Below are 11,913 nucleotides of genomic sequence, written 5' to 3' on the forward strand. Positions count from 1 at the left end.
ATGACCTTATGCAGCGGGCTGGGCAGCCGGTTTAGCCGCGTCGTGTTTTACCGCTTTCTTGTGATGTTTTTTTGCTGCCTGGGCTTTCTGTGCAACCGGCGCAGCTTCCTGTTTTTTCACCGCTTTTTTATGGTGTTTTTTCGCAGCCTGCGCTTTCTGCACTGCGGCTTTCTTGTGTTTTTTATGGTGCACAGTTTTTGCCGCTGGCGCCGCGCTGGTGGTTGCAGTGGCGGCAGGTGCCGCGGTGGTGGCAGCATCTGCAGCGAACGCAGCAGAAGAGAGACCCATAGCAGCGGCAACAACCAGAGCTAATACTTTTTTCATCGTTCTGTCCTCGAATTGGTTTTTCATTTAACCCCACTGCGGGGCCGTTGAAGAGACTATATCCCTGTAAATCCGAGGCTTCCGTGAGTGATTGGTATCGGCGTGTAACGATATGTACAACCTGTGCGAGAAGCGCTTTATTCAGCGACCAGCCACATATCGGCCTCATCAAACATCTCTTCCAGCATGCGGTTCAGTTTTTCACGATCGCTTTTGCTGGCATCGCTGTTGAGACTGTTGGCCTGCATTGGCTTTACCTTAACTACCGCCTCCGGGAAGATGCGGTTAACCCGGCGGGTTAATTCATTAAGGATGATCTCTTGTGCGCCAGGCAGACCCGCCACATTGCGCTTGTCGTAAATGAGTTCCACAAACATCGGTTAATCCTTGCACTGTTTTTATATCCAGTATTTAAACTGGCGCAGTCAAAAATAGCAAGCGGGAAATCGCCGGGCGGAGCGCCCGGCGCGAGAGGTCAGAGGTAACGTGAGGTGAGGTGCTGGCGGAAGTACGCACTATTCAGATCTTCGCCGGTGGCCTGCTGAATGAGCTGCGAGGTGCTGAAGCGACTCCCGTGCTGCCAAATATTCTGGCGTAGCCAGTCGAACAGGGCGCTGAAATCGCCTTCGGCGATGGCGCTGTCCAGTCCCGGCAGCGCGTTTCTGGCCGCATGGAAGAGCTGTGCGGCATACATCGCTCCCAGCGTATAAGACGGGAAGTAGCCAAAACCACCGTCGGTCCAGTGAATATCCTGCATACAGCCGTTACGGTAGTTATCTTTCGTCGATAATCCGAGCCAGGCCTGCATTTTTTCATCCCACAGGGCTGGAATATCGTCCACTTCGATATCGCCGTTAATCAGCGCACGCTCGATTTCGTAGCGCAGAACCACGTGTGCCGGGTAGCTCACTTCGTCCGCATCTACGCGGATATACCCCGGCTTAACGCGCTGGTTCCAGGCGATAAAGTTCTCTTCAGAAAACGCCGCCTGGCTGCCGAAACGTTGATGAACGGCAGGAAGCAGCTTTTTCAGAAAGGCGTTGCTGCGCCCGAGCTGCATCTCAAAAAACAGGCTTTGAGATTCATGAATGGCCGTCGAGCGCGCCAGCGCAACCGGCTGACCTTGCCAGGTGCGCGGCAGGTTCTGCTCGTAACGCGCGTGGCCGGTTTCATGCACCACGCCAAACAGGGCGCTGAGCAGATCCTCTTCGTCGTAGCGAGTCGTGATTCGCACATCTTCCGGTACGCCGCCGCAGAAGGGGTGCGCGCTTACGTCCAGGCGTCCGCCGTTAAAATCAAAGCCGAGCATCGTCATCGTCTCAAGCCCCAGCTCACGCTGAGTGGCAATCGGGAACGGCCCCTGAGGCGGCACGAACGACTGCTGGGCCTGCTTTTCGACAACCTGCGCCAGCAGTTGCGGCAGCCAGGATTTCAGATCAGCAAAGAGTACATCCAGCCGGGCGCTGGTCATGTCCGGTTCGAAAATATCCAGCAGCGCATCGTACGGGGTGCAGCCTTTCGCCTCCGCGCGCAGGCGGGCCTCTTCACGGCTGAGTTTGACCACCTCTTTCAGGTTGGCCGAAAAGCCTTGCCAGTCATTCGCGGGGCGCTGGGTACGCCAGGCATGTTCACATTTGCTGCCCGCCAGCGATTTCGCTTCGACCAGTGCTTCAGGCAGGAGAGACGCCTGCTGATAATGTCGCTGCATTTCTCGCAGGTTGGCCTGTTCGACGTCGTTCAAATTCTCACTCTGAGCCGCATCCAGCCATTCGCCCACTTTTTTATCGGTGAGGATCTGGTGTTGCAACACGCTCAACTCTGCCAGGGCTTCGCCACGTGCCGCACTCCCGCCTGGCGGCATCATGGTAAACATATCCCAACTGGCGATAGAGGAGAGGTGGGAGAAACGGGAGAGACGCTGGAAAGTGCGGGTGAGTTGTTGGTAGTTATTGTTTTCCATTAAGACCTCGTGTCTGAACAAGCCAATGCCCCACGTTAGCATCAGGCTGGCGTAAACACGAGGCCGGGTTTATTTAATGCAGCCGTTTATGCAGGCTGGCCCCCACCAACAGCGCGGCACAGAGCATCAGCGCGATAAAAGCCCCTACGCCGTTCCAGCCGTAGTGGTGCCAGAACACGCCCCCCAGCGTCCCGGCAAGACTGGATCCGAGATAGTAGCTGAAAAGGTAGAGAGAAGAGGCCTGGCCTTTTGCGCGGCGAGCACGGGGGCCAATCCAGCTACTGGCCACCGAATGGGCAGCAAAGAAGCCCGCCGAGAAGAGCAGCATCCCGGCAAAAATCACCCACAGTGGAGAGAATAGTGTCAGCAGAAGTCCGCTCAACATTATTCCCGTCGAGGCCACCATGACCGGGCCGCGGCCATAGCGGGCCGTCATGGCGCCCGCTTTCGGCGAACTCCAGGTGCCGGTCAGGTAAGCCACCGACAGCAGGCCCACCAGCGCCTGGCTCAGATGCCAGGGGGAGAGCATCAACCGGTAACCGATGTAGTTAAAGAGGGTCACAAAGGCGCCCATCAGCAAAAAGCCCATCAGGAACAGGCGCGGGAGCCCTTTATCCCGCCAGTGGAGGCGAAAGTTGATAAACAGCGTTTTCGGACGCAGCGAAGTGGGGCGGAAATGGCGTGATGCCGGCAATATACGCCAGAACATCAGCGCTGCGGCCAGCGCAAAACAGCCAATAGCCGCCAGCGCGATCCGCCAGCTAAAGAAGTCGGTAAACACGCCGCTTAGCAGGCGTCCGCTCATGCCGCCAATCGAGTTTCCGCTGATATAGAGCCCCATCGAAAATGCAACAAAACTGGGGTGGATCTCCTCGCTAAGATAGGTCATCCCTACTGCTGCTACGCCGCTCAGCGATAAGCCTATCAGCGCGCGCATCAGCAAAATACCGTGCCAGCTGGTCATCAAAGTCGATAGCAGGGTACAGATCGAAGCCAACAGCAGGGCGGTAACCATCACCGGTTTACGCCCTATGGCATCGGAGAGCGGGCCGGTAAAGAGCAGTCCAATAGCCAGCATGCCGGTGGAAATCGAAAGGGAGATACTGCTGCTGGCTGGTGAAACGCCAAACTCGCTGGAGAGTACCGGCAATATCGGCTGTACGCAGTAGAGCAGGGCAAAGGTCGCCAGTCCGGCGGAAAAGAGCGCGAGGGTGACGCGCATAAATTGCGGCGTACCGCGCTTTATGAATTGTACCGGCAGCGGTCGGGCGGGTTTGTCGTCGATCTCGCTTGCCGGCGCGATATCGGCGGTAGTTGTACGGCTCACTCTGTTTCCTTGGTTTAGGTTTCCGTGACGATGGGTAATGGGTATGACCACAATGATCAGGGTAGGAAATTGTAAATATTCTGTCTAATATATTAATAATCTCAAATGATACTTTAAATATATGAATATTGAGCTGCGACATTTGCGCTACTTTATTGCCGTAGCTGAAGAGCTGCACTTTGGCCGCGCGGCGGCCAGGCTCAACATCTCGCAACCCCCGCTGAGTCAACAAATTCAAATACTCGAGCAGCAGGTCGGGGCGCGACTGCTGGCGCGAACCAACCGAAGCGTTGCGCTTACGGCGGCGGGTAAACAGTTTCTTGCCGACAGCCGCCAGATCCTCGGTACCGTAGACGAGGCCGCCGCCCGTGCGGCACGGCTTCACCTGGGTGAAACCGGAGAGTTGCGCATCGGTTTTACCTCTTCCGCCCCCTTTATCACGGCCGTCTCGACGACGTTGTCATCGTTTCGCCGTCACTATCCCGACGTGCATATTCAGACGCGAGAGATTAACACCCGTGAGCAGATCGCTCCCCTGAACGAAGGGTCGCTGGATCTGGGGTTAATGCGCAACACCCAACTCCCGGAAAGCCTGGACTGGCAACCTATTCTGCGAGAACCCCTGATGGCGATGATCCCCAAAGATCATCCGTTAGCGGCAAAGCCGACGGTGACGCTGGCCGAGCTGGCGCGAGAGCCGTTTGTCTTTTTTGATCCGCATGTGGGCACCGGGCTTTATGACGATATTCTCGGGATAATGCGCCGTTATGGGCTGGCGCCAGTGATGGCCCAGGAGGTGGGTGAAGCGATGACGATTATTGGGCTGGTGGCGGCCGGGCTGGGGGTATCTATTCTGCCCGCCTCGTTTAAGCGGGTGCAACTCAACGAAATGCGCTGGGTCCCCCTTGCCGAACCGGATGCCGTTTCCGAAATGTGGCTGGTCTGGCCCAGGCACCACGAACTGAGCGCAGCGGCACAGCGTTTCAAAACGCAGCTGATTACTGCCGCGCCGGGGCGCTAAAATCGCCAAAACAGGGTTAAAAACGTGCGGTTAATCACAAGGCTACGTAAATATTTGACGACCGACGGTGAAGTGTTTCACCATAGCCGAAAGTTTATTTCGAAGCGCGAAAATAAGGGAGTACGTGGTGGTTGCTGATAGTCAGCCTGGGCATATTGATCAGATCAAACAGACCAATGCAGGAGCAGTATATCGCCTGATTGATCAGCTTGGTCCGGTTTCGCGTATTGACCTCTCCCGTCTTGCTCAACTGGCCCCCGCCAGTATTACAAAAATTGTCCGCGAAATGCTCGAAGCGCACCTGGTGCAAGAGACTGAGATTCAGGAGCCGGGCAGCCGTGGTCGTCCGGCAGTGGGGCTGGTGGTAGAAACCGAAGCCTGGCACTACCTGTCGCTGCGTATCAGCCGCGGTGAGATTATGCTCGCCCTGCGGGATCTCAGCAGTAAGTTAGTGGTAGAAGACCGCTTGCCGTTACCTCTCACAGCGGCGCAGCCGCTGCTGCAGCGCATTACTGCGCTTATCGATCAGTTCTTTATCAATCATCAGCAAAAACTGGAACGCCTGACCGCTATCGCTATCACGCTGCCAGGCATTATTGATACCGAAAACGGCGTTGTCCACCGCATGCCTTTTTACGAGGATGTGAAAGAGATGGCCCTGGGCGAAGTGCTGGAGAAGCATACCGGCGTGCCGGTGTACATCCAGCATGATATCAGCGCCTGGACCATGGCCGAAGCCCTGTTTGGCGCATCACGCGGGGCGCGGGACGTTATTCAGGTGGTCATCGATCATAACGTCGGCGCCGGCGTCATTACCGATGGTCGTCTCCTGCATGCGGGCAGCAGCAGCCTGGTCGAGATTGGTCATACTCAGGTCGATCCCTATGGTAAACGCTGTTATTGCGGTAACCACGGCTGCCTGGAGACCATCGCCAGTATCGAAAGTATTATGGAGCTGGCCCAACTGCGCCTGAGCCAGTCAATGAGCTCAATGCTGCACGGCCAGCCACTCACCGTCGAGTCGCTCTGTGCCGCCGCGCAGCAGGGCGATTTGCTGGCGAAAGATATTATTACCGGGGTGGGTAATAACGTTGGGCGCATTCTCGCCATTATGGTTAATCTGTTCAACCCGCAAAAAATTCTGATTGGCTCTCCCCTGAGCCAGGCGCACGATGTCCTCTTCTCGGCTATTGCCGACTGCATCCGCCAGCAATCCTTGCCCGCCTACAGCAAACACATTGCCGTTGAAAGCACCCAGTTCACTAATCAGGGCACCATGGCCGGAGCGGCGCTGGTCAAAGATGCGATGTATAACGGCTCCTTACTGATTCGCTTACTCCAGGGTTAATTGATTTCCGATAGAGTTACCAAATATTGCGCTATCTCAAGCCGATGATATCACGCATACCTTAGACTTCCTCCACTGAATTATTTCGTTGGTTTATATTTTCACGGCATAACGGTGGAGTAAGTGATGCTTAAGCGTTTCTTTGTTACGGGTACGGATACCTCTGTCGGCAAAACAGTGGTCTCCCGCGCCTTACTGCAGGCCCTGGCTGCGAGCGGTAAGTGCGTGGCAGGATACAAGCCAGTCGCAAAAGGCAGTAAAGAGACGCCAGAAGGATTGCGTAATAAAGACGCGCTGGTGCTGCAAAGCGTCTCTTCCCTGGCGCTGCCCTATGAGGCGATTAACCCTATTGCCCTCAGCGAAGATGAGAGCAGCGTAGCGCACAGCGGGCGTGTCGATTACACCTTGCTGTCGAACGGCCTGGCGAACTTAAGTGACAAGGTCGATCACGTGGTGGTTGAAGGCACTGGCGGCTGGCGGAGTCTGATGAACGACCTGCGTCCGCTCTCTGAATGGGTGGTCCAGGAGCAACTGCCGGTACTGATGGTGGTGGGTATTCAGGAGGGTTGCATTAACCATGCCCTTCTTACCGCCCAGGCTATCGCCAACGACGGTCTGCCGCTGGTGGGCTGGGTGGCGAACCGCATCAATCCGGGGCTGGCCCATTACGCCGAAATCATCGAGGTGCTGAGCAAAAAACTGCCGGGCCCTCTGGTGGGCGAGTTGCCTTACCTGCCACGGGCAGAGCAGCGAGAGCTATCGCAATATATCGATCTAACCATGTTCGGCCGCGCGCTGGCCGTAGATCGCGTTCTGGCGTAAGGTTCGCGACAGTACCGACGCCAGCACGCAGGCAATCAGTAAGCCGGGCAGCAGCGCATACTGCCCGGTCATTTCACAGACCATCAACGTCGCCATAATCGGCGCATGGGTGGTGGCCGCCAGCAGCGTGGCCATCCCCGTTAACCCCAGCAATATCGCCATCTCCGGCTGCGAGATCGCTACGCCGGCTATCCGGGCGAAGACCATTCCCAGCGCCATACCGATAAACAGCGTCGGTGTAAATACTCCACCGGGGGCGCCTGAACCGCTACTGGCTAATACCGCCAGCAATTTGCAGATCAACACGCCGCCTACGACCGCAAGCAGCGGCGGGGCCAGCAGATCCGCCTGAACCACGCTGTAGCCGTTGCCCCAGACCCGGGGCGTTAACAGCGACAGTAACCCGACAATCAATCCGCCCAGCGCCAACTGCAGCGGGGGAGAGAGCTTTAGCCGCACGAAGAGGGCGTGGCTTTGGTCCATCAACCACATTAAGAGGGGGCCGCCAAGCCCTGCCAGCAGCCCCATGGCGATCATCAGCACATAATCGACGCCGTCGGGTAAGCCGCTCAGGTGCACCTGATACAGCTGCGTCACGCCCGGGCTGAGAAGCTGAGTGGTCAAAAGCGCCACCACAGCGGCAACCACCACCGGGCCGAGCGAGGCGAGCATCAGGGTGCCAAACAGGATTTCGGCGATAAATAAACTGCCTGCCAGTGGAGCATGATAAGCGCTGGCCATACCGGCTGCCGCACCGCAGGCTATCCACAGTTTCCACTCGCGCTGTGGGGTAAAGCGCCTGGCAAACAACGAGGCCGCCAGCGCCGCCAGCAGGATCATTGCCCCTTCGCGGCCAATGGCGCTGCCGCTCGCCACCACCAGCAACGAGGCGAGGGATTTCACCAGACTGCCAGGATAATCGAACTGCCCGTCACCGGTTTCAATCGCCTCCATATAGTCGGTGGGGGCATGCGGGCGCTGGTGCGTATAGCGTTGCCAGCCCCACAGCAGCAGACCCGCCGCCAGTCCCCCGAGCGCCGGGGTGATGGCGCGCCGCCAGGGGGCCAGACTGGCGGCCGCGTTCACCAGGCTACCGCTGTCATTACTTAAAAATGCCACTTCGAGCAGGTACATCGCATGGCGAAAGACGGCCACGGCCAGTGCCGCCAGCACGCCCGTCAGGGTGGCAATCAGTAACCGACGAAACATCGCCCGGATATCGGGATAAGCATGAAGACGCTGCATAGCTCGGCAATAGAAGAGGAATAGTGGGGTAATTGTGAGGGAAAATCGACGGTCAGGAAAGCCGTATTCGGCCCGACAGAAGCCGGGCCGGATGGGATTAAGTGTCGCTATGAATATTCAGCGCCCGGCGGGTACGACCGGAGCTGAGGTATTCGGCAATATAGTCCTGGGAAATTTCGCCGTTATAGCGTCCCTCTTCATCGACGATGGGCATCCAGCTGGTATTGCTCTCGTAAAGGCGCGACAGAACAACGCGTAGGTTGTCCTCGGCTTTGCCGGTGATGCGGAACGGATGGATAATATCGCCACAGGCCCCCGTAGCATTTCGGGCTTCCCGACGCTTAACAAATCCAAGCGGCTTGCCCTGACCATCGACCACGGTGACGGCGCGAATATCGTTATCGTCCATGAGCGCGAAGGCTTCCATTAAAGCCGTATCCGGGCGCACGGTAAGGGTCGGCTGTTGGTCGGTGACATCACCCGCTGATACCAGCAGCAGACGCTTCAGGGTGCGGTCCTGGCCGACAAAAGAGCCGACAAAGTCGTTCGCCGGTTTTGCCAACAGCTCGTCAGGGCTGGCGCACTGTACAATACGCCCCTGGCGGAAGACGGCAATACGATCCCCCAGCTTGAGCGCTTCGTCGATGTCGTGGCTCACCAGCATCACCGTCTTTTTCAGCTTACGCTGCATCTCCAGGAACTGATTCTGAATCACTTCGCGGTTGATGGGGTCGACGGCGCCGAAGGGCTCATCCATCAACAGTACCGGCGGATCCGCCGCCAGGGCGCGAATCACGCCGATACGCTGCTGCTGACCGCCGGACATTTCGCGCGGATAGCGGTTTAGGAACTTGTGCGGATCCATCGCCACCATGTCCATCAACTCTGTAGCGCGTTCTTTACAACGTTTCTTGTCCCAGCCCAGCATGCGGGGGACCACGGTGATGTTCTCTTCGATGGTCATATTCGGGAAAAGACCGATCTGCTGAATCACATACCCGATGCTACGACGCAGGGTTACGGTATCCATGCCGGTGGTATCTTCACCGTTAATCAAAATTTTGCCGCTGCTGGGGGCAATCAAGCGGTTGATCATCTTCAGCGTAGTGGTTTTACCGCAGCCGGAAGGGCCCAGCAGCACACACATTTCGCCCTCGGGCACGTTCAGATTAACGTTATCTACCGCTTTCACGCCCTGACCATTTTTCTGGGCAAATTGTTTGGTGAGGTTTTCCAGTTTTATCATTATCGAATCCCCTTTGGAGTCAGAACGCGCTGCAAACGGTGCAGCAGCCAGTCCAGCACAATGGCTAACAGACAAATCATCACGGCGCCGGCAATCAGCATACGGATATCACTGCCGCCGATGCCGTTCAGTAACAGCAGCCCCAGACCGCCCGCGCCAATCACGGCGGCGATTGCCATCACCCCGATATTCATCACTACGGCGGTACGAATGCCGCCAAAGATGACCGGCAGTGCCATCGGGATCTCAACCCAGCGCAGGCGCTGCCAGAAGGTCATGCCGATACCGCGCCCCGCCTCCTGCAGACCGGACGGCAGACTGTCGAGGGCGGTATGGGTGTTACGTACAATGGGCAGCAGTGAGTAGAGAAACACGGCGGTGATGGCAGGCAGGGCGCCAATGCCATGACCGATCAGCGAAAAGAGCGGAATCATCAGCCCGAACAGCGCAATCGACGGTATGGTCAGCAGGATGGTGGTCAGGCCGAGTATCGGCGTGGCCAGCCATTTGTGACGGACAATCAGAATCCCGAGCGGAACGCCGATGATTATCGCCAGCCCTACCGCCAGCGCGACCAGCCACAGGTGCTGGAAGGTGAGGGTCATCAGATAACCCCAGTTGTCTATGATGTAGTGAATCGTCTCCATCTCTCCTCCTTACAGCAGTTTTTTGCTACGCAGGAAGTCGCGAGCGACCTGCTGGGGTGACTGATGATCGATATCCACTTTTTTATTCAGCTCGGTGATCACCTCATTATTTAACTGGTCAGAGAGCGTGTTCAGCGCCTCCTCCAGTCCCGGGTTTGCTTTCAGCGTATCCTGGCGCACCACCGGCGTAACCGCATAGCTGGGGAAGAAGCCTTTGTCATCTTCCAGCACCTTCAGGTCGAAGCCTTTTACCCGACCATCGGTGGTGTAGATCAGGCCGGCATCGACGAAACCGTCACGAATGGCGTTATAGACCAGACCCGGATCCATCTGGCGGATCTGTGGGCGGTCAAGCTCCAGCTGGTAGGCAGCCTGCAGGGGTTTCATGCCATCGCTGCGCCCGGAAAACTCCAGATCCAACCCCAGCAGCCAGTTATTGTCCGGATCGGTTTTACGGATTTTTTCAATTCTTTCCACCATCTCCGACATGGTATTAATGTGCTCCGCTTCGGCCCGCTTGCGCTGCATGGCGAAGGCGTAGGTATTGTTCATATCGGCCGGTTTAAGCCACACCAGACCGTGCTTCGCATCCAGGCGTTTTACCGTCTCGTAAGACTCTTCGGGCGACATGCGCTTATTGATATGGTTAAAGATAATCAGCGAGGTGCCTGTGTACTCCCAGGTCATGTCAATCTGCTTGTTGATCATGGCATTACGGGAGATCACCGTCGCGATGTTGGTCTTTGGCTGAACCTCAAAGCCTTTTTTTTGCAGATACTGCACGGTCATGGCGGAGAGGATATGTTGCTCGGTGAAGCTTTTGGTCGCCAGAATCAGTGGCGCGGCCTGCGCTTGCGCGACTAAGAGCGTGGCAGCACACAGCCCTGCCAGGCGGGAAAAGAGTGTCATGGTGGCTCCTTATTATAATTATCAGGCGGTGTGCGGGCTCAGAAGACGGCCCAGCACGGCCAGCAACGTATCCAGAATCAGGGCAAACAGCGCCGTGGCGGCAGCACCCAGAATCAGCGTCGGGAAGTCGTTCAGGTAGATGCCCGGGAAGATCAGCTCGCCATAGCTGCTGGCCCCGATCAGAAACGCCAGTGGCGCGGTGCCCACGTTAATGGCGGTTGCGATGCGGATCCCCGATAAGATTACCGGCCAGGCATTGGGCAGCTCGACCTGACGCAGGCGTTGCCATTTGGTCATGCCGATGCCATTTGCCGCCTCCAGTAAGGAAGAGGGAACTGAACAGAGCCCGGCGTAGGTGTTACGCACAATGGGCAGCAGCGAAGCAAGGAAAAGGGCGATGATGGCCGGAGTGTCACCGATGCCAATCACCACCATCGCCAGCGCCAGTACGGCCAGCGGTGGCAATGTATTACCGACGTTAAAGATCTGCATTACATATTCGGCAATACCGCGTGCGGCGGGACGGCTGAGGGCAATACCGCTGGGAATGCCAATCAACAAAGCAAAAAACATGGAGGAAAAGACCAGGATGAGATGCTGCTGGCCGAGATAGATCAGGTCAACCTGGCGCGCTTTTATCGTCTCAAGGCCAATTCCCCAGGTAAGCAGCCCGAGTACCACGGCGATGGCGGCGATAAATAACAGTGCGCGTGTGAAAAACGATGCGTGCATTGCGGTGTGCCTCCCTGTTGTGCATGCGTTATAGCAACCTGTTGGTCGCCTGTTGTTATGCCATGTTCCGGCAGGGTCTTTTTCAGCTATAGCAACGAGCCGGCAAAGGTGCCAGTTAATGACAAAAAGTGTTGTGCAAGGTTTAGAGGGAAAACAGGGTGTTACGCCTTATGGCATAACGTATGGTACAGGGCCGGGCAGAATAGTCTTAAACCGCGATGCTACAAGTGACAACGTCACTATGGTGGCGGCTGTCAACCCTGAAAACGCGGGTCTGGCAGCCTGGTCTGTTCGCCTGTACTCTTCGCGTTACCGCTCAGCGTCTCTTACGT

The 11,913-nt window shown here is 56.8% G+C and carries 12 protein-coding genes; 3 read left to right on the top strand and 9 right to left on the bottom strand.

Going from position 1 to position 11,913, the window contains the following annotated elements; genetic code table 11:
- Positions 1-6 precede the first annotated feature (6 nt).
- The 4 genes from asr to JZ655_RS09690 all read right to left on the bottom strand — a co-directional run bounded on the left by asr (position 7) and on the right by JZ655_RS09690 (position 3,611).
- Positions 7-324, bottom strand: a complete 318-nt coding sequence (gene asr, locus JZ655_RS09675; protein WP_046887255.1) for an acid resistance repetitive basic protein Asr — start codon at positions 322-324, stop codon at positions 7-9.
- 137 nt (positions 325-461) lie between these two features.
- Positions 462-701, bottom strand: a complete 240-nt coding sequence (locus JZ655_RS09680; RefSeq protein WP_040075822.1) for a DinI family protein — start codon at positions 699-701, stop codon at positions 462-464.
- A 98-nt stretch (positions 702-799) separates the two neighbouring features.
- Entirely contained in the window at positions 800-2,284 is a 1,485-nt protein-coding gene (locus tag JZ655_RS09685; RefSeq protein ID WP_207293673.1) for a carboxypeptidase M32, read from the bottom strand.
- A 73-nt stretch (positions 2,285-2,357) separates the two neighbouring features.
- A complete protein-coding gene (locus JZ655_RS09690) occupies positions 2,358-3,611 on the bottom strand; it encodes an MFS transporter (protein WP_207293674.1) in 1,254 nt (417 codons plus the stop codon).
- Positions 3,612-3,732: 121 nt separating this feature from the next.
- On the opposite strand from JZ655_RS09690, the gene JZ655_RS09695 reads away from it, so the two are divergent.
- The 3 genes from JZ655_RS09695 (at position 3,733) to bioD (ending at position 6,802) form a co-directional block, all read left to right on the top strand.
- Entirely contained in the window at positions 3,733-4,632 is a 900-nt protein-coding gene (locus JZ655_RS09695) for a LysR family transcriptional regulator (RefSeq protein ID WP_207293675.1), read from the top strand.
- 127 nt (positions 4,633-4,759) lie between these two features.
- Positions 4,760-5,980, top strand: coding sequence for a sugar metabolism global transcriptional regulator Mlc (gene mlc, locus JZ655_RS09700; RefSeq protein WP_207293676.1), 1,221 nt, complete (start codon positions 4,760-4,762; stop codon positions 5,978-5,980).
- 126 nt (positions 5,981-6,106) lie between these two features.
- Positions 6,107-6,802, top strand: a complete 696-nt coding sequence (gene bioD / locus JZ655_RS09705) for a dethiobiotin synthase (RefSeq protein WP_040075818.1) — start codon at positions 6,107-6,109, stop codon at positions 6,800-6,802.
- On the opposite strand, the gene clcB is transcribed toward bioD, so the two are convergent.
- The 5 genes from clcB to osmY all read right to left on the bottom strand — a co-directional run bounded on the left by clcB (position 6,755) and on the right by osmY (position 11,581).
- Entirely contained in the window at positions 6,755-8,047 is a 1,293-nt protein-coding gene (gene clcB, locus JZ655_RS09710) for a voltage-gated ClC-type chloride channel ClcB (RefSeq protein ID WP_207293677.1), read from the bottom strand. The genes bioD and clcB overlap by 48 nt on opposite strands.
- A 97-nt stretch (positions 8,048-8,144) precedes the next feature.
- The gene (gene osmV / locus JZ655_RS09715) at positions 8,145-9,293 is read right to left on the bottom strand and encodes an osmoprotectant ABC transporter ATP-binding protein OsmV (RefSeq protein WP_046887260.1); all 1,149 of its coding nucleotides are present in this window, start codon (positions 9,291-9,293) and stop codon (positions 8,145-8,147) included.
- A complete protein-coding gene (osmW, locus tag JZ655_RS09720; RefSeq protein ID WP_040075814.1) occupies positions 9,293-9,940 on the bottom strand; it encodes an osmoprotectant ABC transporter permease OsmW in 648 nt (215 codons plus the stop codon). Before osmW ends, osmV begins: the two co-directional genes overlap by 1 nt.
- Positions 9,941-9,949: 9 nt before the next feature.
- Positions 9,950-10,849, bottom strand: coding sequence for a glycine betaine ABC transporter substrate-binding protein (locus JZ655_RS09725; RefSeq protein ID WP_207293678.1), 900 nt, complete (start codon positions 10,847-10,849; stop codon positions 9,950-9,952).
- A gap of 21 nt (positions 10,850-10,870) precedes the next feature.
- Complete coding sequence (gene osmY / locus JZ655_RS09730) at positions 10,871-11,581, bottom strand: ABC transporter permease (RefSeq protein WP_207293679.1); 711 nt, start codon at positions 11,579-11,581, stop codon at positions 10,871-10,873.
- Positions 11,582-11,913: the final 332 nt, after the last annotated feature.

It is taken from the genome of Leclercia pneumoniae (genome assembly GCF_017348915.1).
Classification (GTDB): domain Bacteria; phylum Pseudomonadota; class Gammaproteobacteria; order Enterobacterales; family Enterobacteriaceae; genus Enterobacter; species Enterobacter pneumoniae.

Bases quoted from the DNA above. Each gene is read 5' to 3' on its own strand.
- asr (WP_046887255.1), bottom strand. From the start codon at position 324: ATGAAAAAAGTATTAGCTCTGGTTGTTGCCGCTGCTATGGGTCTCTCT.
- JZ655_RS09680 (WP_040075822.1), bottom strand. From the start codon at position 701: ATGTTTGTGGAACTCATTTACGACAAGCGCAATGTGGCGGGTCTGCCT.
- JZ655_RS09685 (WP_207293673.1), bottom strand. From the start codon at position 2,284: ATGGAAAACAATAACTACCAACAACTCACCCGCACTTTCCAGCGTCTC.
- JZ655_RS09695 (WP_207293675.1), top strand. From the start codon at position 3,733: ATGAATATTGAGCTGCGACATTTGCGCTACTTTATTGCCGTAGCTGAA.
- bioD (WP_040075818.1), top strand. From the start codon at position 6,107: ATGCTTAAGCGTTTCTTTGTTACGGGTACGGATACCTCTGTCGGCAAA.
- clcB (WP_207293677.1), bottom strand. From the start codon at position 8,047: ATGCAGCGTCTTCATGCTTATCCCGATATCCGGGCGATGTTTCGTCGG.
- osmV (WP_046887260.1), bottom strand. From the start codon at position 9,293: ATGATAAAACTGGAAAACCTCACCAAACAATTTGCCCAGAAAAATGGT.
- osmW (WP_040075814.1), bottom strand. From the start codon at position 9,940: ATGGAGACGATTCACTACATCATAGACAACTGGGGTTATCTGATGACC.
- JZ655_RS09725 (WP_207293678.1), bottom strand. From the start codon at position 10,849: ATGACACTCTTTTCCCGCCTGGCAGGGCTGTGTGCTGCCACGCTCTTA.
- osmY (WP_207293679.1), bottom strand. From the start codon at position 11,581: ATGCACGCATCGTTTTTCACACGCGCACTGTTATTTATCGCCGCCATC.